Source organism: Xanthomonas sp. NCPPB 901 (genome assembly GCF_056725085.1).
In genome coordinates this window covers 4,598,295-4,618,231 of record NZ_CM161511.1, presented here as the reverse complement: position 1 = coordinate 4,618,231, position 19,937 = coordinate 4,598,295, and the positions used below count along the sequence as shown (strand labels likewise).

Annotated in this window: 20 protein-coding genes; 13 read left to right on the top strand and 7 right to left on the bottom strand. The window is 70.2% G+C overall.

What is annotated here, in order from left to right; all coding sequences use genetic code 11:
• Nucleotides 1–172: 172 nt before the first annotated feature.
• Nucleotides 173–1,108: an NAD-dependent epimerase/dehydratase family protein gene (locus tag AC1PME_RS19665; RefSeq protein ID WP_481096775.1), complete on the top strand. Its 936-nt coding sequence runs from the start codon at nt 173–175 to the stop codon at nt 1,106–1,108.
• Nucleotides 1,109–1,232: 124 nt separating this feature from the next.
• On the opposite strand, the gene AC1PME_RS19660 is transcribed toward AC1PME_RS19665, so the two are convergent.
• From AC1PME_RS19660 to AC1PME_RS19640, 5 genes are all read right to left on the bottom strand, one after another.
• Nucleotides 1,233–1,715 carry an Mpo1 family 2-hydroxy fatty acid dioxygenase gene (locus AC1PME_RS19660; protein WP_307547006.1) on the bottom strand — a complete coding sequence of 161 codons (483 nt, stop codon included), beginning with the start codon at nt 1,713–1,715 and terminating at the stop codon, nt 1,233–1,235.
• Nucleotides 1,716–2,159: 444 nt separating this feature from the next.
• On the bottom strand, nt 2,160–4,043 hold the full coding sequence (locus AC1PME_RS19655) for a peptidoglycan-binding protein (protein ID WP_481096774.1): 1,884 nt from the start codon (nt 4,041–4,043) through the stop codon (nt 2,160–2,162).
• 51 nt (nt 4,044–4,094) lie between these two features.
• Complete coding sequence (locus AC1PME_RS19650; RefSeq protein WP_481096773.1) at nt 4,095–4,718, bottom strand: hypothetical protein; 624 nt, start codon at nt 4,716–4,718, stop codon at nt 4,095–4,097.
• 174 nt (nt 4,719–4,892) lie between these two features.
• Complete coding sequence (locus tag AC1PME_RS19645) at nt 4,893–5,375, bottom strand: hypothetical protein (RefSeq protein ID WP_481096772.1); 483 nt, start codon at nt 5,373–5,375, stop codon at nt 4,893–4,895.
• 168 nt (nt 5,376–5,543) lie between these two features.
• Nucleotides 5,544–6,470: a phosphoribosylaminoimidazolesuccinocarboxamide synthase gene (locus tag AC1PME_RS19640; protein ID WP_254459484.1), complete on the bottom strand. Its 927-nt coding sequence runs from the start codon at nt 6,468–6,470 to the stop codon at nt 5,544–5,546.
• A gap of 141 nt (nt 6,471–6,611) precedes the next feature.
• Here AC1PME_RS19640 and AC1PME_RS19635 point away from each other — a divergent pair, with 141 nt between their 5' ends.
• The 12 genes from AC1PME_RS19635 (at nt 6,612) to AC1PME_RS19580 (ending at nt 17,852) form a co-directional block, all read left to right on the top strand.
• Complete coding sequence (locus tag AC1PME_RS19635; protein ID WP_254459483.1) at nt 6,612–6,944, top strand: J domain-containing protein; 333 nt, start codon at nt 6,612–6,614, stop codon at nt 6,942–6,944.
• 9 nt (nt 6,945–6,953) lie between these two features.
• Nucleotides 6,954–7,622, top strand: coding sequence for a ribulose-phosphate 3-epimerase (gene rpe, locus AC1PME_RS19630; RefSeq protein WP_307546998.1), 669 nt, complete (start codon nt 6,954–6,956; stop codon nt 7,620–7,622).
• Nucleotide 7,623: 1 nt separating this feature from the next.
• Entirely contained in the window at nt 7,624–8,109 is a 486-nt protein-coding gene (locus AC1PME_RS19625; protein WP_481096771.1) for an N-acetyltransferase family protein, read from the top strand.
• 220 nt (nt 8,110–8,329) lie between these two features.
• Nucleotides 8,330–9,268, top strand: coding sequence for a lipid kinase YegS (gene yegS, locus AC1PME_RS19620; RefSeq protein WP_481096770.1), 939 nt, complete (start codon nt 8,330–8,332; stop codon nt 9,266–9,268).
• A 1,196-nt stretch (nt 9,269–10,464) separates the two neighbouring features.
• Nucleotides 10,465–11,940 (top strand): anthranilate synthase component I, encoded by a 1,476-nt coding sequence (trpE, locus tag AC1PME_RS19615; RefSeq protein ID WP_254459479.1) that lies wholly within the window; start codon nt 10,465–10,467, stop codon nt 11,938–11,940.
• On the top strand, nt 11,937–13,007 hold the full coding sequence (locus tag AC1PME_RS19610) for a threonine aldolase family protein (RefSeq protein ID WP_307546991.1): 1,071 nt from the start codon (nt 11,937–11,939) through the stop codon (nt 13,005–13,007). Before trpE ends, AC1PME_RS19610 begins: the two co-directional genes overlap by 4 nt.
• Nucleotides 13,008–13,034: 27 nt before the next feature.
• Nucleotides 13,035–13,805 carry an SIMPL domain-containing protein gene (locus tag AC1PME_RS19605; RefSeq protein ID WP_481098158.1) on the top strand — a complete coding sequence of 257 codons (771 nt, stop codon included), beginning with the start codon at nt 13,035–13,037 and terminating at the stop codon, nt 13,803–13,805.
• A gap of 10 nt (nt 13,806–13,815) precedes the next feature.
• A complete protein-coding gene (locus AC1PME_RS19600; RefSeq protein ID WP_017910185.1) occupies nt 13,816–14,394 on the top strand; it encodes an anthranilate synthase component II in 579 nt (192 codons plus the stop codon).
• Nucleotides 14,395–14,443: 49 nt separating this feature from the next.
• Nucleotides 14,444–15,082 carry a flavin reductase family protein gene (locus AC1PME_RS19595; RefSeq protein WP_481096769.1) on the top strand — a complete coding sequence of 213 codons (639 nt, stop codon included), beginning with the start codon at nt 14,444–14,446 and terminating at the stop codon, nt 15,080–15,082.
• A gap of 52 nt (nt 15,083–15,134) precedes the next feature.
• Nucleotides 15,135–16,172 carry an anthranilate phosphoribosyltransferase gene (trpD, locus tag AC1PME_RS19590; RefSeq protein ID WP_307546985.1) on the top strand — a complete coding sequence of 346 codons (1,038 nt, stop codon included), beginning with the start codon at nt 15,135–15,137 and terminating at the stop codon, nt 16,170–16,172.
• A gap of 148 nt (nt 16,173–16,320) precedes the next feature.
• Nucleotides 16,321–17,118, top strand: coding sequence for an indole-3-glycerol phosphate synthase TrpC (gene trpC, locus AC1PME_RS19585; protein ID WP_254459474.1), 798 nt, complete (start codon nt 16,321–16,323; stop codon nt 17,116–17,118).
• On the top strand, nt 17,115–17,852 hold the full coding sequence (locus AC1PME_RS19580; protein ID WP_481096768.1) for a haloacid dehalogenase-like hydrolase: 738 nt from the start codon (nt 17,115–17,117) through the stop codon (nt 17,850–17,852). Before trpC ends, AC1PME_RS19580 begins: the two co-directional genes overlap by 4 nt.
• A gap of 104 nt (nt 17,853–17,956) precedes the next feature.
• On the opposite strand, the gene AC1PME_RS19575 is transcribed toward AC1PME_RS19580, so the two are convergent.
• Together AC1PME_RS19575 and AC1PME_RS19570 are read right to left on the bottom strand one after the other, a co-directional pair.
• Nucleotides 17,957–18,973, bottom strand: coding sequence for a glycoside hydrolase family 5 protein (locus AC1PME_RS19575; RefSeq protein ID WP_307546981.1), 1,017 nt, complete (start codon nt 18,971–18,973; stop codon nt 17,957–17,959).
• A 194-nt stretch (nt 18,974–19,167) separates the two neighbouring features.
• A complete protein-coding gene (locus AC1PME_RS19570) occupies nt 19,168–19,926 on the bottom strand; it encodes a sulfite exporter TauE/SafE family protein (RefSeq protein ID WP_307546979.1) in 759 nt (252 codons plus the stop codon).
• Nucleotides 19,927–19,937: the final 11 nt, after the last annotated feature.

Genomic DNA, 19,937 nt, shown 5'->3' with positions numbered 1-19,937 from the left:
CGTGTGGCATGGGCGAGGTCCCCGGTGCGCATGGTCGATCGTCGGCGGCTGCGGATGCCGGCGCCGCGCATCGCCTTGCCTTGCCCGCCTCCACTGGCCGTGGCCGGCCGTGCGCAGGCCGATCCCGCGTGGACCCGGCCGCAAACGGCGGCGCACGCACTATCCTGTACCGATGACCGATTCGCCTGCCGCTGCTTCCGCTTCTCCGCCGTCCATCGCAGCGCCGCGCATCGCGCTGGTGTTCGGCGGCAGCGGCCAGATCGGCGAGCGCCTGCTGCATGGCTTGCTGGCCGCCGGGTGGGAGGTGCATGCCTACTCGCGGGAGGCACGCGCGCCGCGACCCGGCCTGCACTGGCATGCCGGCGAACTCAGCGCGCTGCAGGCGCCGCCGGTGGCCGCCGACGTGGTGTTCAGTTGCGGCCCGCTGGATGCCTTCGCCGACTGGTACCGGCGCGCGCCGGTCGCCGCAGCGCGCGTGGTCGCCTTCGGCTCCACCAGCCTGGAGGTCAAGCGCGACTCGCTGGATGCCGCCGAACGCGACGTCGCCCGGCGCCTGCGCGAGGCGGAGGCCACCGTGTTCTCGGTCGCCGCCGAGCGCGGCGCGGCGGCGACGGTGTTGCGGCCGACCCTGGTCTACGGCGCCGGCCGCGACCGCACCCTCAGCGCGATCGCGGCGCTGGCGCGGCGTACCGGCTGGTTCGTGCTGCCGCGCAGTGCCAGCGGCCTGCGCCAGCCGGTGCACGTGCAGGACCTGGCCGATGCGGCACTGGCGGTGCTGGCGCATCCGGCCACGCATGGGCGCAGCTACGCCCTCGGTGGCGGCGAGGCGCTCAGCTACCGCGACATGGTGCGACGGGTGCTGGCCGCACTGCGGCCGCCGGCGCGGCTGCTGATGCTGCCGCACGCGCTGTTCGCATCGGCGCTGGCCCTGGCCCACGCCTGCGGCCGCCTGCAGGGCATGAACCGGGCGGCGCTGCAGCGGATGCGCGAGGACCTGGCGTTCGATCTGCAGCCGGCCCGGCAGGATTTCGGCTACGCGCCGCGCGCCTTCGCGCCGGATGCGGCGATGTTGGGCCTGGAGGCCGGGGACGCGACGCAGCAGGGCTGACGCCGCGTCGCGCGCGCCAGCCGGGTGCAATGGCGCGCAGGGACCTCGATGGACGAGGGAGGGGAAGAGTCCGCGTAGCGCTCGTGTCCGCTTGGCGGCTTGGCAGCCGTGTGGCCGGCCGCGCTCAGTAGCGCCAGTGCATGCGCCGGTACAGCTTGGCCAGCACCCAGGCCGGGCCGATCAGCAGATAGGTCAGATCGGTGAGAAAGCTGGGCCGGTGGCCTTCCAGCGCGTGCCCGATGAACTGCGCGATCCAGGCCACCACGAACACGCCGACCGCCAGCCACAGCAGCCCCTGCAGGCCCAGGTGCGCTTCCAGCAGGCGGCACAGGCAGCCGCAGAAGAAGAACGCCGCCAGCATGCCGTAGCCCAGCGGGCGCGACAGGCGGTTGTAGTACATCCACGCCGCGAACATGCCCAGCGCCGCCCACAGCCCGCTCTGGAACCAGCTGCCGCCGACCGGGATGCACCACAGCAGCGCCACCACCGACCACAGGATCGCCGGCACCGCGACCACGTGAATGCGCTGGTTGGCGACATTGCGGTGATCGTCGGAATAGCTGGCGAAATAGCGGTCGATCGGGCGCGCGTAGGCGGTGGTATCCATCTTCCCTCCCAGGAACCGGCCCAGCATAGCGCCATCGCCGGCGCGATGCGGAGACACCGTGCCGTGGATCCGGCGACGCGGGCAGCCGTTGCCTGCAGCACGGACGATTTAACCGTTTGTTGGTCACGCCCGACACCGTCCATGTCCTCGCCCAGCGCAGCCCGCATGCAGGCCGTCCCAGCGGAGCGATCGTTCGCGGGCCTCCAAAAACGTTGGGAAATGTCCTGTGGGAACGGCTTCAGCCGCGACTGGCTTTACCGGGAACGCCCTGTCGCTCCCCAAGGCGACTTGCATCTGGTTCGATCGTGCCGGATGAGCGGTGCTTTTTTCGTTTCGACGAACGGCGTCTGACATGCGTCGGACGCCGCCTCACCGGTCATCGCAGCGTCGCCAAGCAGGGGCGATCGCGCTGTCGGCACGACCGCCCCGCCACGGCTTGGCGGCTCAGGCGCGCGCCATGCTCCTGTTCGTCTCCTGCTGCTGCTCGCGCTGCGCCGACTCCTGCTGCTGCGCGGACTGACGGGCCAGTTGCGCGCTGGTCTGCTCCAGCGGCGGTGCCGGCTGCTGCAGGTCCACCACCGCACGGAAGCCCGGCGTGGTCCCGGCGACGAAGGCCTTGTCGTTCGCGACATTGACCTCCTTCAGCTTGTCGGGACTGTCGATCCCGGCCTGCTTGGCCTGCAGGGTGAGGTTGGCCACCGCCTCGTTCGACAGCTTGGCATGCGGCGGATTGGCCTTCTCGGCACCGCGATCGGCTTCCGTGCGCATCTTGTCGTACAGCGGTGTATCCGGATGCCCCGGCTCGCCGAGCTGCGGGCCTTTCGCCGGCTTGGCCTGGGCCTGCTCGACCGCCGCCAGCCCGGCCCGGGTGTCGCGGCCGACGATGCCGTCCTGGGTGAGGCCGCGCTGTTTCTGGAAGGCAACGACCGCCTCGCGGGTATGCTCGCCAAAGCGTCCATCCTCGGCCAACACTCTACCCTGTGCGTCGCGCACGCCCATGCGGTTGAGCTGGCGCTGCAACGCTTCGACGTCATTGCCGCGCTCGCCCTGCTTAAGCAGGCCATCGGCCATGGCCGCACTCTTGGCGCCGTGGGTTTCTGCAGGTGCGGCGGATGCCTGCCGTGCAGGAACTCCGCCATTGCCATGCAATGGTGCGCGAACCTGGAACTCCGGCTTGGGGGTCAACGCGCCCACGATGCGGGTGCCGCCTCCATCCCAGTAGCCGCCTGGGCTAATCGTGACCTCCGCCGGCCCGGTCCTGCCTTGCGAGCCGATGAACTGGATGTTTCCCGCCTCGTCGTACCCCTTGAAGATGCCGATGTGTTGCCCCTTCGACGAAGAAAACAGCAGCAGATCGCCCTGGTGCAACGAGCCATTGGGTTTGCGTGCTTCCGCCGCGGAGGTGACATCGAAATGCTCGCGCGCATACGACGTGACTTGCGAGCCATTGAAGAGCTTGGCGGTGGTGAATCCTGCGGCGTTCTCGCCCGGCACGTCGTAGCCGGCGTTCTTGAGTCCGCGCCACACGAAGGCCGAACAATCCACGCCAAGGCGACCGTCGCCATCGCCATCGCGCTCCAGGCGGCTGCTGTCGCGCCCGGGCCTGGGGTGGTCCGGACGACCGTATTCGTAGTGCCGGCCCTCGTTGAAGAAGTGCTGGTACGCCTCGTTGTAGACCGCCGCGCTGGGTCTGCCGGATGCAGCAGGAGCCGGGGTGGGGCTCGATGCAGCGGGCGCAGCCGCGGGCTGCGGTTGCGCCGTGACTTGTGCCGCGGTCCGAGCGGGTGTCTGTACCGTGACTTCGCCTGTTCGCCAACCCTCGAAGCGTCTGATGCCGTCGGCCAGCGCTTCGCGTTCGCGCTGGCTCATCTGCGCGACGGTTTTACTGCGTAGGTCCACGCCTTGGCGGTCGCCCTCCGCGAAGATGGTGGCGGCCTGTTCACGATGATGCGTGGTGCCGCTGTAATCGGCTTTCGAGTAGCGCGGCAGCATCTGTTCGACGGTGTCGTTGCCGAAGCGTCGCTCCAGTAGCTGGATCTTGGCAGCGCGACCTGCCTCGTAGCTTTCGAAAACGGCATTGCCCCACTGGTCGAGACCCACGACGCCGCGATAGGTGCTCTGCGCTGACTGCAATGCCTCTTCGCGTGTACGCTGGCTGTTGGCTGTTTTGTCTGCGCTGCCAGCGAACTCGAACTTGAGGTTGCCGGGGTTGTTGTTGCGCCACGACACCGATCCACCTGATCGGCTGGCGGTACTTCCATCGTCCATCTCTACCGTGCGCGTGGTGTTGACGCTGCTGACGAGTCGAGTGATCTTGGGGTCCGACATACCTTGCTCTCCTTGCGAGTGGACAAGCACGCGTGCTTGTGGGGACGGTCGCTACATTCCGTTTGAAAACACGTCCAGCGCGCTGGCGCTGACCCAGCCTTGCGCGCAGTTGCCGGCATAGCGACCCGGCGCAGCGACATGGCAGGCATCGCCGCTTGCGGGGGAGGCCCACTGGATCGGGCGGTCCCCGTACTTCTGGCATAACGAATTGCCCTTGCATTGCGCCACGCTGTCCGCCGGAATCGCGACGACGTAGTAGTACATGGGGTTTTGGCCGGCGCGGGCGATGCCCTGGACACAGACGAGTTGCCCTTGCGAGAAAGTGGCCCGCGGTGTGGCATGGCTCCCCGTGGTCGGCACGACATTCAGTGCGGGCGTGCCCTTGGCGTCGGCAACGCCTGCGAAGAATCCCTGCGCGCCACAGTCTGGGGTCAGTTCGACGTCGTAGTAGTCGCCCGCGTCCAGATTGCCCGCCGTACAGTTCCGTGCCGTCTTGCTGCCTTCGCACTGCACGCCGCTCGACAGCAGCAGTTGCTGTACTGCGTCGTTCGACGTGGCGTCTGCGCCTGGGGCTGCGGCGGGAGGCGCTTGCTTGGCAGGCGCGGGGCTGGTTGCGGCCACGGCGGCAGGGGCAGCGGATTGGCCGTTGCTGCACGCGCTCAGCGCGAGGAGCAACCCCGAAACGGCTGGCCACGCAACGCGATTGCCGAGCCGGCGGGAAGGACGGGACGAGCGCATCTTTACCTCACGTGCGAGCAGGGTCGCGGAAATGTAGCGCGGGCGGGATACAGCTTGGTGAAGGGAAAAGGGCTGAAGGAACGCCCTTGCCGTGCGGCCAGCGCGCGCTGGTTACAGGGTCTGATCGTCCACTTTCACCAGCGTCCAGCACGGCTTCTGTGCGAACTGGTAGACCTGCTGGTCGCCGGTATCGGGCGTGCGCACCATGACCTGCCTGCCCTGGGCGCTCTGCGTCACCACGACCTCGCGCCCGCCCCTGCGGGCCGCGTCCAGGTTCGGGATCACCGGCCATTCGACTTCGGCCAGCGGCACGTTGCGGGTGACTGGCGACGGCTCCGGCTGCGCGTCCGGATCGATGTGGATCATCGTCAATGGATCGGCAGTGGCCTTTTCCTGGACCGCGATATCGGCGCTGAAGCGCTTGAGGAAGGTATCGAACTCGGCATCCTGGCAGCGTGGGGCGGCCGCGGCTGCAGGGGCCGACGGAGCCGCTGGCGTCGCTGCAGCAGGGGCGGAGCCGGCAGAGTGCGCCTTGCAGGCGACCAGGGCGGCTGCCAGGGTCAGTGAAGTCAGAATGGGGCGTGCAGTAGCCAACTGATCCTCCTGATCAGGTCGGACGCACGAGCGCTCGCGCGGGTGCCCGAGTCTAGTTGGCCAGGATTATCGGGCGGTGAAGCAGGGGGGATAGCGGCGGGGCAGCAAGGTGGCCGCTTCAGCGACCACCCTCGCGCGCCGGCACACCGGCGCATGTCAGCACCCCACTCAGTCGACCGAAATCCCCGCCAGCCGCTGCAGCGCCTCGGCGTACTTGGCGCGGGTGCGGTCGATCACGTCCTGCGGCAGGCGCGGGCCGGGCGCGGTCTTGCCCCAGTCCAGCGTCTCCAGGTAGTCGCGCACGAACTGCTTGTCGTAGCTCGGCGGGCTGGTCCCGACGTCGTACTGGTCGGCCGGCCAGTAGCGCGAGGAGTCCGGGGTCAGCATCTCGTCCATGATGTACAGGCGGCCGTCGGCGTCGGTGCCGAACTCGAACTTGGTGTCGGCCAGCAGGATGCCGCGCTCGGCGGCGAAGTCGGCGGCGAAGCGGTAGATGCGCAGGGTGGCGTCGCGCACGCGCTCGGCCAGTTCGGCGCCCACGGTCTTGACCATGGCGTCGAAGTCGATGTTCTCGTCATGGTCGCCGACGGCGGCCTTGGTCGAGGGGGTGAAGATCGGTTCGGCCAGTTTCTCGGCCTGGCGCAGGCCGTCGGGCAATTCGATGCCGCTGACCTTGCCGGTGCGCTGGTAGTCCTTCCAGCCGCTGCCGATCAGGTAGCCGCGGGCGATGGCTTCCACCGGCACCGGCTTGAGCTTGCGGGTCACCACCGCGCGCTTGGCGTACAGGGCCTTGTCCACGCCCTCGGGCAGCACCGCGGCCACGTCGATGCCGGTGAGGTGGTTGGGCATCAGGTGTTCGGTCTTCTTGAACCAGAAGTTGGAGACCTGGCACAGCATCTCGCCCTTGCCGGGGATCGGGTCGGGCAGCACCACGTCGAAGGCGGACAGGCGGTCGGTGGCGACCATCAGCAGGTAGTCGCCGGGCGGCGCGTCGGCCGGCAGGCGCTCGCGGGGGAGGTCGAACACGTCGCGGACTTTGCCGCGGTGGCGCAAGGGCAGGCCAGGCAGATCGGATTGCAACAGCGTGGTGGACACAGGCACTCCTACGGACTTCGCAATGGCGACCGTCCCGGGACCCGGCGGGCCCGCGGCGGACGGCGGGCCGCGTAGTGTACGGCCGGAATGCCCCGCTGTGCCGTAAAATGGCCGGCCCTGACGCCGCGCCCGCTCTTGCCCATGCCCTGGTACGGAAAACTGCTCGGCGCCATCGCCGGGGCCCTGCTGCTGCGGCCCACGCCGGTGCTGGGCGCGCTGATCGGACTGGTGATCGGGCATGCCTTCGACGCGGACTGGTTCAAGCTGGCCCAGCGCGAGGATCCGTACCGGGAGCTGGGCCTGACCCGCGACGCCACCGACGCCGAGATCGAACTGGCCTACCGCCGGCTGATGTCCCAGTACCACCCCGACAAGGTCGCCAGCGCCAGCCCCGAGTTGCGCGCCCGCGCCGAGAAGAAGGCCAGCCAGCTCAACACCGCCTACGACCGTATCCGCACCCTGCGCAAGCGCTGAGATCCCGCCATGTCCGACTACCTCATCTCCCCGTCCATCCTGTCCGCCGATTTCGCCCGCCTCGGCGAGGAAGTGGATGCCGTGCTGCGCGCCGGCGCCGACTGGATCCACTTCGACGTGATGGACAACCATTACGTGCCGAACCTGACCATCGGCCCGATGGTCTGCCAGGCGCTGCGCAAGCACGGCGTCACCGCGCCGATCGACGTGCACCTGATGGTCGAGCCGGTGGACCGGCTGATCCCGGACTTCGCCGAGGCCGGCGCCAGCATCATCAGCTTCCATCCCGAGGCCAGCCGCCACGTACACCGCAGCATCCAGCTGATCAAGTCGCACGGCTGCAAGGCCGGCCTGGTGCTCAACCCGGCCACCCCGGTGGACATCCTGGACTGGGTGCTGGACGACCTGGACCTGGTGCTGGTGATGTCGGTCAACCCGGGTTTCGGCGGCCAGGCCTTCATTCCTTCGGCGCTGGACAAGCTGCGCGCGATCCGCGCCCGCATCGACGCCAGCGGCAAGCCGATCCGGCTGGAGATCGACGGCGGGGTCAAGCCGGACAACATCGCCGCGATCGCCGCCGCCGGCGCCGACACCTTCGTCGCCGGCTCGGCCATCTTCAATGCGCCGGACTACGCCGAGGTGATCGCGCGCATGCGCGCGGCGGTGGCGGCGCGCTGAGATGGCGGCCCTGCACATCCGCCCGGCGGTGGCCGACGACGCGGCGCTGATCCTGCGCCTGATCCGCGACCTGGCGCGCTACGAGCGCGCCGAGGATGCGGTGCAGACCGACGAGGCCGGCCTGCGCGCCAGCCTGTTCGGCGCCGACGCCCGCGCGCGTGCGCTGATCTGCGAGGCCGACGGCCAGCCGGTCGGCTACGCGGTGTACTTCTACAACTACTCCACCTGGCTGGGCCGCAACGGCCTGTACCTGGAAGACCTGTACGTGGACCCGGCGCACCGCGGCGTCGGCGCCGGCAAGGCGCTGCTGCAGCATCTGGCGCGGCAGGCGGTGGCCGAGGGCTGCGGTCGCTTCGAATGGTCGGTGCTGGACTGGAACCAGCCGGCGATCGACTTCTACGAAGCGGTCGGCGCCCGCGCGCAGGAAGAGTGGACCGTGTACCGGCTGCAGGGCGAAGCGCTGGCCAGGTTCGCGGCCGGCGGCTGAGCGGCGCCGGCGGGGCGGCCAAAAGAAAGAACCGCACCGTCGCCGGTGCGGCCCCTGGGAGATCAATCGGAGGCTGATCCTGCCTCCATCCGTCTTCCTTGCTATGGCCTTCCATGTTCCGGACGCTCGGTGACGTGCGTATGACAACGCCCGCGGCCGGATTCACGCATCGCGCATGCCGCGCCCGTTAGCGTGGGCGCCTCACCCCGGGATGGTTCGCATGGCTGCAGCGCATTGGCGTCTGATCCTCAACGGCAAGTCGGCCGGCGACGAGGCGTTGCGCGAGGCGGTCATGGCCATGCGTGCGCGCGGCGTGCCGCTGCAGGTGCGGGTCACCTGGGAGCAGGGCGATGCCGAACGCTACGTGGCCGAGGCGGTGGCCGACGCGGCCGCCTGCATCGTCGCCGCCGGCGGCGACGGCACCCTGAGCGAGGTCGCCAGCGCGCTGGCGCACCACCAGGAGCCGGCCGCGGCGCTGCCGGCCCTGGGCCTGGTGGCGCTGGGCACGGCCAACGACTTCGCCACCGCCACCGGCATTCCGCTGCCGCCGCTGCAGGCACTGGAGCTGATCGCGCGTACGCCGGCGCACCCGATTGACCTGCTGCGCATCGAGGCCGAGCACGGTCCGCACTGGTGCGCCAATGTCGCCAGCGGCGGCTTCGGCACCCAGGTCACGGTGGAGACCGACGAAGGCCTGAAGAAGATGCTGGGCGGGTTGGCCTACCTGGTCACCGGCATGAGCCGGCTGGGCCGGATCGATCCGATCCGGGCGCGCTTCGCGGGGCCGGACTTTTCCTGGGAAGGCGACTTCATCGCGCTCGGCCTGGGCAACGGCCGCCAGGCCGGCGGCGGCCAGGTGCTGTGCCCGGACGCGCTGCTCGACGACGGCCTGCTCGACCTGACCCTGGTGCCGGAACTGACCGGCGAGGTCGCCGCGACCCTGGGCACCCTGGTCACCGCCGGCAAGCAGGCCGCGCTGGAGCGGGTGGCGGTGCGCGCGCGCCTGCCGTGGCTGCGGATCGAGGCGGCGCAGCCGCTGACCCTGAACCTGGACGGCGAGCCGGAAACCTCGCGCCACTTCCGCATCGACTGCGTGCCCGGCCGCCTGCGCATGCATCTGCCGCCGGAGTCGCCGTTGCTGCAGGCGCGGCGGCGCTAGGCGACCGGCAGCGAACACCATCTGTCTGCCGTCGTAGGAGCGGCTTCCGCCGCGACGGGCGTTACCGGGAAGGCCCGGTCGCGGCGGAAGCCGCTCCTGCGCGGGGTGACGACGTGGCGACGACCCGGCTCGATCGCGAATGCGCATACGAGGTCCGGAGCGCGCAGCTCAGGTTCCGCGCTACGCCCGAAGGCGACCGCTCCCCTGTGGGAGGGACTTCAGTCCCGACGCGACACGCTCGCCGGGTTCCTACGACGGTGTGACGATGTGGCGACGAGCCGGCTCGATCGCGCATGCGCGTGCGAGGTCCGGAGCGCTCAGCTCGGGTTCCGCGCTACGCCCGAAGGCGACCGCGCCCCTGTGGGAGGGACTTCAGTCCCGACGCGACACGCTCGCCGGGTTCCTACGACGGTGTGACGATGTGGCGCCGACCCGGCTCGATCGCGAATGCGCGTGCGAGGTCCGGAGCGCGCAGCTCGGGTTCCGCGCTACGCCCGAAGGCGACCGCTCCCCTGTGGGAGGGACTTCAGTCCCGACGCGACACGCTCACCGGGTTCCTACGACGGTGTGACGATGTGGCGACGACCCGGCTCGATCGCGCATGCGCGTGCGAGGTCCGGAGCGCGCAGCTCGGGTTCCGCGCTACGCCCGAAGGCGACCGCTCCCCTGTGGGAGGGACTTCAGTCCCGACGCGACACGCTCACCGGGTTCCTACGACGGTGTGACGATGTGGCGCCGACCCGGCTCGATCGCGAATGCGCGTGCGAGGTCCGGAGCGCGCAGCTCGGGTTCCGCGCTACGCCCGAAGGCGACCACTCCCCTGTGGGAGGGACTTCAGTCCCGACGCGACACGCTCACCGGGTTCCTACGACGGTGTGACGATGTGGCGCCGACCCGGCTCGATCGCGAATGCGCGTGCGAGGTCCGGAGCGCGCAGCTCGGGTTCCGCGCTACGCCCGAAGGCGACCACTCCCCTGTGGGAGGCACTTCAGTCCCGACGCGACACGCTCGCCGGGTTCCTGACCCGAATCGATTGGTGGCGTCTGCAACCGTTGCCAGTCGCCGCAGTTGCGGTAAAGTAGCCGCCGTGTCCAGCCTGACGACCCCGCGTTCCTTCACTTCCGCTCGCCGTGCGTGGCGATGGTGGCCTGCAGCCGTCGTCCGCCCTGTCACCGAGTCCCGGAAGGAAAGCCGTCTTGATTACCCGCGAGCAGTTCCAGCGCTACGCCGCTGAAGGTCACACCCGCATCCCCGTCGTCCGCGAAGTGCTGTCCGACCTGGACACGCCGCTGTCGGTCTACCTCAAGCTCGCCGACGCCCCGCATACCTATCTGTTCGAATCGGTCGAAGGCGGCGAACGCTTCGGTCGCTACTCGATCATCGGCTTGCCGGTGCGCCGCGTGTACACCTTCCGCGGGCACACCCTGGAGGTGCGCGACCATGGCGCGCTGATCGAGCGCCGCGAGGTCGCCGATCCCTTCGCCGAAGTCGAGGCGCTGCGCGCCCAGCATGTGGTGCCCAAGCTGGCGGGCGTGCCCGGCTTCACCGGCGGCCTGGTCGGCTGGTTCGGCTTCGAATGCATCGGCTACATCGAGCCGCGCCTGGCTGGCGGCGTCGCCCGCGACGAACTGGACACCCCGGACATCCTGCTGATGCTGTCCGAGGAAGTGGCGGTGTTCGACAACCTCAAGGGCCGCCTGTACCTGATCGTGCATGCCGACCCGGCCGAGGCCGACGCCTGGGAGCGCGCGCAGGCGCGCCTGGATGCGCTGACCACCACGCTGCGCCAGCCCGGCGCCGGCTACCCCGCACCGCTGGCGCGCGACGTGCTCGACGAGAGCGACTTTGTCTCCGGCTTCACCCGCGAGGGCTTCATCGCCGCGGTGGAAACATCCAAGGACTACATCCGCGCCGGCGACATCTTCCAGGTGGTGCTGAGCCAGCGCCTGAGCGTGCCGTTCAACGCGCGCCCGGTGGACGTGTACCGCGCGCTGCGCGCGCTGAACCCATCGCCGTACATGTATTTCCTCGACGTCGGCGACACCCAGGTGGTCGGCTCCTCGCCGGAAATCCTGGTGCGGCTGGAGAACGGCCAGGTCACCGTGCGCCCGATCGCCGGCACCCGCCCGCGCGGCAAGACGCCGGAAGAGGATCAGGCGCTGGAGGCGGAACTGCTCGCCGATCCGAAGGAGCGTGCCGAGCACCTGATGCTGATCGACCTGGGCCGCAACGATGCCGGCCGCGTCTCGCAGGCCGGCAGCGTCGCCGTCGGCGAGCGTTTCGTGATCGAGCGCTACAGCCACGTCATGCACATCGTCAGCGAAGTTACCGGCACCCTGCTGCCCGGGCTCAGCTATGCCGACGTGCTGCGCGCCACCTTCCCCGCCGGCACCGTCAGCGGCGCGCCGAAGATCCGCGCGCTGGAAGTCATCCGCGAGCTGGAGCCGATCAAGCGCAACGTCTACGCCGGCAGCATCGGCTACCTCGGCTGGCACGGCGACGCCGATACCGCCATCGCCATCCGCACCGCGGTGATCAAGCACGGCCGCCTGCACGTACAGGCCGGCGCCGGCATCGTCTACGACTCCGATCCGCAGACCGAATGGGACGAGACGATGAACAAGGGCCGCGCGCTGTTCCGCGCGGTCGCCGAAGCGGCGAAGGGGCTGTGAGCGCCGTCGCGCCGCGGATCGGCTTCCGCAACGACTACAGCGAAGGCGCGCATCCGCGCCTGCTGGCCGCCCTGGCCGCCGCCAGCACCGAGCAGAACGCCGGCTACGGCCTGGACCGGCACAGCGCGCGCGCCGCGGAACTGATCCGTGCCGAGATCGGCTGCGCCGACGCCGACGTGCACCTGCTGGTCGGCGGCACCCAGACCAACCTCACCACCATCGCCGCGTTCCTGCGCCCGCACCAGGCGGTGATCGCCGCCACCTCCGGCCATATCGCCACCCACGAGACCGGCGCGATCGAGGCCACCGGGCACAAGGTGCTTACCGTGGAGGCGGCCGATGGCCGGCTCACCCCGGAGCGGATCGCGCCGCTGCTGGCCGAGCACGGCAACGAGCACATGGTGCAGCCGCGGCTGGTCTACGTGTCCAACACCACCGAGGTCGGCACGCTGTATCGCAGGCACGAACTGCAGGCGCTGCGCACGTTCTGCGACGCGCACGGCCTGCTGCTGTTCCTGGACGGCGCGCGCATCGGCAGCGCACTCACCGCCGAAGGCAACGACCTGCGCATGGCCGACATCGCCGCGCTGACCGATGCGTTCTACATCGGCGGCACCAAGAACGGCGCGCTGCTCGGCGAGGCGCTGGTGATCCTCAACCCGGCCTTGCAAGTGGATTTCCGCTACCTGCTCAAGCAGCGCGGGGCGCTGCTGGCCAAGGGCATGGTGCTGGGCACCCAGTTCGCCGCGCTGTTCGAGGACGGCCTGTTCTACCAACTGGCCGCGCACGCCAACCGCATGGCCGTGCGGTTGCGCGACGGGCTGGCCGCGGCCGGCGCGCAGTTCGCCTCGGACTCGCCGACCAACCAGCTGTTCGTGATCCTGCCCGCCGCCGCGGTCGAGACGCTGGCGCAGCGCTACGACTTCGAGCGCTGGCAACGGCTGGGCGACGGCCGTTGGGTGATCCGCTTCGTCACCTCGTGGGCCACCCAGGACGCGGCGGTCGATACGCTGATCGCGGATTTCGCCGCGCTGCTCCAGTCCGACACGCAACGTGTGGCCGGCTGACGTTCCGCCAAGGAGAGAAAGATGAAAATTCGCACGTTTGGTGCCTGGGCCGTTGCCGCGGTGCTGGCCTTGCCGGCCGTCGCCAGCGCGCAGGTCAACAGCCTGCCGTCGCAGCCGCATCTGTTGGTGAAGGGCGAGGCCAAGCGGGAGGTGGTGCCGGATCGCTTCGGTCTGACCATCACTCTCAGCGCCGTGGACGCCGACCCAGCTGCGGCGCGCAAGCGCGTGCAGGCCAATGCCGAGAAGGTGCTGGCCGCGTTCGCACAGCGCCACGCGCTGGCCGGCAGCATGCAGGCCACGACGCTGTCGATCGCGCCGGCGAGCCGCTACGAAAATGACAAGCAGGTGTTCGAAGGCACCCGCGTGCAGCGCACGCTCTCGGCCGACTTCGCCGCATTGGACGATGTACGTGCTTTGCTGGGCGCGTTGACCACCAGCGAGGAACTGCAGGTGTCGGGGATCGCGCCGCGCTACAGCGGCGAAGCCGCGCTGCGCGCCGAGCTCAAGCGCCAGGCGGCCGAGCAGACCCGCAGCTCCGCGCAATCCCTGGCCAAGGCCTACGGTGTGCGCCTGGGCGGCCTTTACACCATCTCGGAGGTGGCGCCGGACTTCGCCTATGGCATCCAGGCCGGGCATTGGCCGGCCGAGCCAGTCACGATGCAGTTGGCGAGTGCGCCGCCGTCGCCGGTCATCGACCTCCCGTCACCGCGTGCGGCCGATGGCATGGCCGAATCCCTCGAAGCCGGCACCCTCGCCCTTTCCGAAAACGTCTATGCGGTCTTCCTGATCGCGCAATGAGTCCTTCGCCATGCTGCTGATGCTGGATAACTACGACAGCTTTACCTACAACCTCGTGCAGTACCTGCAGGCGCTCGGCGCCGAGGTCAAGGTGGTGCGCAACGACGCGCTCAGCGTGGACGAGATCGAGCGCCTGGCGCCCGAGCGCATCGTCATCTCGCCGGGGCCGTGCACGCCGAACGAGGCCGGGGTGTCGCTGCAATTGATCGAGCGGCTGGGCCAGCGCATCCCGATCCTGGGCGTGTGCCTGGGCCACCAGAGCATCGGCCAGGTCTACGGCGGGCAGGTGGTGCGTGCCGGCACCATCATGCACGGCAAGACCTCGCGCATCCGCCACGAGGGCCGCGGCGTGTTCGCCGGCCTGCCGGACCGCTACGAGGCCACCCGCTACCACTCGCTGGTGGTGGAGAAGACCACGCTGCCCGATTGCCTGGAAGTGACCGCCTGGACCGAACACGACGACGGCACCGTGGAGGAGATCATGGGCCTGCGCCATCGCCAGTTCCCGGTCGAGGGCGTGCAGTTCCATCCGGAGTCCATCCTCACCGAGCATGGCCACGCCTTGCTGAAGAACTTCCTGGAGCGCTGAACGCGCCGCGCCGGCGCCGCCCGCCTTCCGTCACCGCCGGACCCTGCCAATGCACGATCGCACCGACGCCTTCCACTTCTACGAGCCGGCCAACGGCCACGGCCTGCCGCACGATCCGTTCAACGCCATCGTCGGGCCGCGGCCGATCGGCTGGATCGGCTCGCGCAGCGCCGACGGCGTCGCCAACCTGGCGCCCTACAGCTTCTTCAACGCCTTCAACTACGTCCCGCCGATCGTCGGCTTCGCCAGCATCGGCTGGAAGGACAGCGTGCGCAACATCGAGGCCACGGGCGAGTTCACCTGGAACCTGGCCACGCGGCCGCTGGCCGAGGCGATGAACGCCAGTTCCGCGGCGGTGGCGCCGGAGGTCGACGAGTTCGCCCTGGCCGGTCTCACGCCGGCGCCCTCGCGCCTGATCGGCGCACCGCGGGTGGCCGCCAGCCCGGTGAGCTTCGAGTGCCGGCTCAGCCAGCTGTTGCCGCTGCAAAGCGCGCGCGGCGAGCCGATCCAGACCTGGCTGGTGCTGGGCGAGGTGGTCGGCGTGCACATCGCCGAGCACGCGCTGCAGGACGGGATCTACGACCCGGCCGCGGTCGCCACCCTGCTGCGCGCCGGCGGCCCGGCCGACTACTTCGAGGTGCTGGCGCAAGGACGCCTGCGCATGCCGCGGCCGACGCAGACGCGCTGAGCGCGTCAGGCACGTCGCTTCCCATTCCAGCCTACGAGCAGATCCTTCCCTCATGACCATCACCCCCCAGCAAGCCTTGCAACGCACCATCGAGCATCGCGAGATCTTCCACGACGAGATGGTCGGGCTGATGCGGCAGATCATGCGCGGCGAGGTCTCGCCGATGATGACCGCGGCCATCCTCACCGGCCTGCGGGTCAAGAAGGAGACGGTCGGCGAGATCGCCGGCGCGGCGGTGGTGATGCGCGAGTTCTCGCGCACCGTGCCGGTCGCCGACCGCACCCACATGGTCGACATCGTCGGCACCGGCGGCGACGGCTCGCATACCTTCAACATCTCCACCTGCGCGATGTTCGTCGCGGCGGCGGCCGGCGCCAAGGTCGCCAAGCACGGCAACCGCAGCGTCTCCTCCAAGTCCGGCAGCGCCGACGCGCTGGAGGCGCTGGGCGCGGCGATCGAGCTGCAGCCCGAGCAGGTGGCGCAGGCGCTGGAGGCCACCGGCATCGGCTTCATGTTCGCGCCGGTGCACCATCCGGCGATGAAAGTGGTGGCGCCGGTGCGGCGCGAGATGGGCGTGCGCACCATCTTCAACATCCTCGGCCCGCTGACCAATCCGGCCGGCGCGCCGAACATCCTGATGGGCGTGTTCCATCCCGACCTGGTCGGCATCCAGGCGCGCGTGCTGCAGGAACTGGGCGCCGAGCGCGCGCTGGTGGTGTGGGGGCGCGACGACATGGACGAGCTCTCGCTCGGCGCCGGTACCCTGGTCGGCGAACTGCGCGACGGCCAGGTCCGCGAGTACGAGGTGCACCCGGAGGATTTCGGCATCGCCATGTCGGCCAGCCGCAACCTCAAGGTCGCCAACGCCGCCGAGTCGATGGCGATGCTGCGCGCCGTGCTCGACAACGTGCCCGGCCCGGCCCTGGACATCGTCGCCTTCAACGCCGGCGCGGCGCTGTACGTGGCCGGCCTGGCCGACGATATCGGCGCCGGCATCGCCCTGGCGCGCGCGGCCATCGCCGACGGCCGCGCCCGGGCGAAGCTGGAGGCGTATGTGGCGTGTACGCAGCGGCTTGTCGGGGCCCGGTAGGCGCAACTGGACGGCATGCGCCAGTCGTGTCCGCCCGCACGAGCCATCGGTTGCACTCCTTCCCTGACCGCATAGGCTGTTGCGGGTCCCGATCCCTTCTTTACCCCGCATCGCCGATAATCCGGCCATCCCCCAGGATCCCAACCGCATGAGCAGCGACATTCTCCGCACCATCCTCGCGCGCAAGGCCGACGAGATCGCCGCGCGCAGCGCGCGCGTGCCGCTGGCCGAGCTGGCCGCCCGCGCGGAGGCCATGCCGCCCACCCGCGGGTTCGCCCGCGCGTTGCAGGCGGCCATCGCCAACGGCGACCCGGCGGTGATCGCCGAGGTCAAGAAGGCCAGCCCCTCCAAGGGCGTGATCCGGCCGGACTTCCATCCGGCCGACATCGCGGTCAGCTACGAATTCGGCGGCGCCGCCTGCCTGTCGGTGCTGACCGACGAGGATTTCTTCCAGGGCCACGACCGCTATCTGCAGCAGGCGCGCGACGCCTGCACCCTGCCGGTGCTGCGCAAGGATTTCACCATCGATCCGTACCAGGTCTACGAGGCGCGCACGCTCGGCGCCGACTGCATCCTGCTGATCGTGGCCGCGCTGGACGACCTGCAACTGGCCGAGCTGTCGTCGCTGGCGCTGCAACTGGGCATGGACGTGCTGGTGGAAGTGCACGACATCGACGAACTGGAGCGCGCGCTGCAGGTGCCGGCGCCGCTGATCGGCATCAACAACCGCAACCTGCGCACCTTCGAGGTGTCGCTGCAGACCACCTTGTCGATGCAGGACGCGGTGCCGCGCGATCGCCTGCTGGTCACCGAAAGCGGCATCCTCGGCCCGGACGACGTGGCGCTGATGCGCGGCGCCGGCGTCCACGCGTTCCTGGTCGGCGAGGCGTTCATGCGCGCCGAGGAGCCGGGCGAGGCGCTGCGGCAGCTGTTCTTCGCGGCATGAGCGGGCAGGACGCCAGCCCGTACCCACTGCCGCGCGCCGACGCGCCGCTGGTCGTGTTCGATTTCGACCACACCCTGTACGACGGCGATTCCGGCAGCCACCTGTTCGCCTGGCTGATCAAGCGCAATCCGCTGCGCCTGGCCGCCGCGGTGCTGGCCACCCCGTTGCTGGGGCCGCTGGTGGCGATGCTGCCGACCCGGCGCACCGGCATCTCCGGCTACGTCTGGATCGCCAGCTTCGGCCTGCGCCGTGCGCGCGAGTTCAACCGCATCATCGACCAGTACGTGCTGCAGCATCAGGCGCAGATCCGCCAGCGGCTGCTGCCGCAGGCGCTGGAGGTGTTCGCCCGGCACCGCGCGGCCGGCGATCGCGTGGTGGTCGCCACCGGCGCGCCGCCGGAACTGGCGCGCGCCATCCTCGGCTTCGTCGCGCACCAGGACGTGCCGGTGGTCGGCAGCCTGATCGGCCCGCGCCTGGGTGCGGTCACCGCCACGCGCCACTGCCACAACGAGGAGAAGATGCGCATGCTGCGCGAACTGGGCTATGGCGAGATCGCCATGGCCTATTCCGACAGCACCGCCGATCTGCCGCTGCTGCAGGCCGCGGCCGCGCCGGTGGTGGTCAATCCCAAGCACAGCGCGGTGGCGATGTTCCGCAGCGTGCTGCCGTCCGGCACGCCGATCCTCAACTGGGGCTGCCGCGACCGCGCCGGCGAGGTCGTCGACTCCCGCTAGGGAATGCTCCGGCGGGCGCTGCGTCGCATCCGGCGCCGCGGCGCCTGCAACCCCGCATCGTGATCGCCGTCTGCGCGGGGGGGGCGCCGCGCCGCCGGCGGCGATCAGCCGCCGGACTTGGCGTAGGCGCTGTCGCTGCCCACCAGCGCGTGGTGCAGCGGCGCGACCCATTGGCCGCGGTCGATGTCGTAGGCGCCGAAGCTGCCCTCGAACTCCCAGTACGCCCAGGCGAAATGGCGCTTCTCGGCGGCGTTGACCACCGCCACCGTCCAGGCCAGGCGATCGGCCGGCGGCGCCCGTTCGTAGGCGCCGAACTCGCCCAGCAGCACCTGCCGGTGGTGCGCCGATGCCCAGGCCGCGATGCGGTCGAACTCGCCGTACAGCTTGGCCCGGTCGGCCGCGCTGCCCCAGTGCACGCCGGTGTGGTCGCGGATGTCCGCCGGCGCCCACGACGCGCCCTGGTGGGTGAAGCGGAACGGGTTGTAGTAGTGCACGGTGACCAGCAGGTGCGCGTCGTCGTCGGGCAGGCGCAGGCTGTCGAGCGCGGTGAAGGCATTGCTGCTGGCCGGGCCGACCACCACCGTGCGGGTCGGGTTGTCGCGGCGGATGATCTGCAGCGCATCGCGCAGCAGGTCGTTCCACGCCGCGCTGGTCATCTGGCCGTTGGGCTCGTTAAGGATCTCGAACAGCACCGAAGGCGGCGCGTGGCGGTAGCGCGGGGCGACCTGGCTCCAGAACGCCAGCAGCTTGCTCCGGCACAGCGCCGCATCGGCGGCGCAGGGGTGGAAGTCGTGTTCGTCCAGGATCACGTTCAGGCCCGCCGCGGTGGCTTGGTCGACCACCGTGTCCAGCGTCTTCAGCCAGGTCGGGTCGAGCCGGTTGGCCGCGTCCATGTGCGCAAAGGCCTGCAGGTTGACCCGCACCGTGCGGAAGCCGCCGTCGCGGATCGTGCGGTACAGCGGCGGGCGGAAGCGCGCCTTCGCCGGGTCGTTCCACAGCGGGTCGTAGCCGAGGATGTTGACCCCGCGCCCGAACCGGGCGAAGGCGTCGTCGGCCTGCGCGGGCGGCGCCGGCAGCGCCAGGCACAGCATGGCCAGCAGGAACGGAAGGGCGCGGTGCATGGCGGTCTCGCGGGGCAGGGGCGGGGCGAGACGTGCGGCCATCGGCGGCGGCGTCCCGGCCGCGATCATCGCGCGGCCCATCCCGGGAAAAGCGAACGCGGCCTGACCGCAGATCGGGCTATCGGAGCAGATGCCTCAGGCGCCCGGAACCCGGCTGTCGCGCATCCCCAATCCCGACTCCCGACTCCCCACGGTCAGCCCAGCCACCGATACAGCGCCCCGCCCACCTGATACAGACTGATGCCCAGCACCAGCAGGCCGACCGCCACCAGCACCCAGCGCTCGCGCACGCGCTTGACCAGCAGCGCCGCCAGCGGCGCGGCGAGCATGCCGCCGACCAACAGGCCGAGCACGATGTCCAGGTGCTGCAGGCCCATCGTCAGCAGGAAGGTCAGCGAGATCGACAGCGTCACCAGGAACTCGGCGGCGTTGACCGTGCCGATGGTGGTGCGGGCCTGGCCGCCGTGGGCGAGCAGGGTCGAGGTCGCCACCGGTCCCCAGCCGCCGCCGCCGCTGGCGTCCAGCAGGCCGGCGACGAAGCCCAGCAGCGGCACCCGCCGCACCTCGCGGCGCGGCAGCGCGCGGCCGGCCGCGCGCAGCAGGATCAGCACCGCCAGGGCGAGCAGGTACAGATAGACGAAGGGGCGGATCAGCTCGCCCGGCAACTGCGTCAGCACGTAGGCGCCGGCGATGCCGCCGACCATGCCCGGCAGCGCCAGGCGCAGGAACAGCCGCTTGTCGACGTTGCCCAGGGCCAGGTGCGACAGCCCGGAGGCGCCGGTGGTGAACACCTCGGCGCTGTGCACGCTGGCGCTGACCACCGCCGGCGGCAGGCCCAGGCTCAGCAGGACCGACGAGGAGACCAGGCCGAAGGCCATGCCCAGCGCGCCGTCCACCAGTTGCGCTGCCAGACCGACCAGCACGAACCAGTAGAAGGTCTCGCTCAGCACCATCGCGCCGGGCC

Coding starts and splice junctions, on each gene's coding strand:
- AC1PME_RS19625 (WP_481096771.1), top strand. CDS start 7,624: ATGGCGGCCCTGCACATCCGCCCGGCGGTGGCCGACGACGCGGCGCTG.
- AC1PME_RS19570 (WP_307546979.1), bottom strand. CDS start 19,926: ATGGTGCTGAGCGAGACCTTCTACTGGTTCGTGCTGGTCGGTCTGGCA.
- AC1PME_RS19575 (WP_307546981.1), bottom strand. CDS start 18,973: ATGCACCGCGCCCTTCCGTTCCTGCTGGCCATGCTGTGCCTGGCGCTG.
- trpD (WP_307546985.1), top strand. CDS start 15,135: ATGACCATCACCCCCCAGCAAGCCTTGCAACGCACCATCGAGCATCGC.
- AC1PME_RS19600 (WP_017910185.1), top strand. CDS start 13,816: ATGCTGCTGATGCTGGATAACTACGACAGCTTTACCTACAACCTCGTG.
- trpC (WP_254459474.1), top strand. CDS start 16,321: ATGAGCAGCGACATTCTCCGCACCATCCTCGCGCGCAAGGCCGACGAG.
- AC1PME_RS19580 (WP_481096768.1), top strand. CDS start 17,115: ATGAGCGGGCAGGACGCCAGCCCGTACCCACTGCCGCGCGCCGACGCG.
- rpe (WP_307546998.1), top strand. CDS start 6,954: ATGTCCGACTACCTCATCTCCCCGTCCATCCTGTCCGCCGATTTCGCC.
- AC1PME_RS19595 (WP_481096769.1), top strand. CDS start 14,444: ATGCACGATCGCACCGACGCCTTCCACTTCTACGAGCCGGCCAACGGC.
- AC1PME_RS19665 (WP_481096775.1), top strand. CDS start 173: ATGACCGATTCGCCTGCCGCTGCTTCCGCTTCTCCGCCGTCCATCGCA.
- AC1PME_RS19635 (WP_254459483.1), top strand. CDS start 6,612: ATGCCCTGGTACGGAAAACTGCTCGGCGCCATCGCCGGGGCCCTGCTG.
- AC1PME_RS19660 (WP_307547006.1), bottom strand. CDS start 1,715: ATGGATACCACCGCCTACGCGCGCCCGATCGACCGCTATTTCGCCAGC.
- yegS (WP_481096770.1), top strand. CDS start 8,330: ATGGCTGCAGCGCATTGGCGTCTGATCCTCAACGGCAAGTCGGCCGGC.
- AC1PME_RS19655 (WP_481096774.1), bottom strand. CDS start 4,043: ATGTCGGACCCCAAGATCACTCGACTCGTCAGCAGCGTCAACACCACG.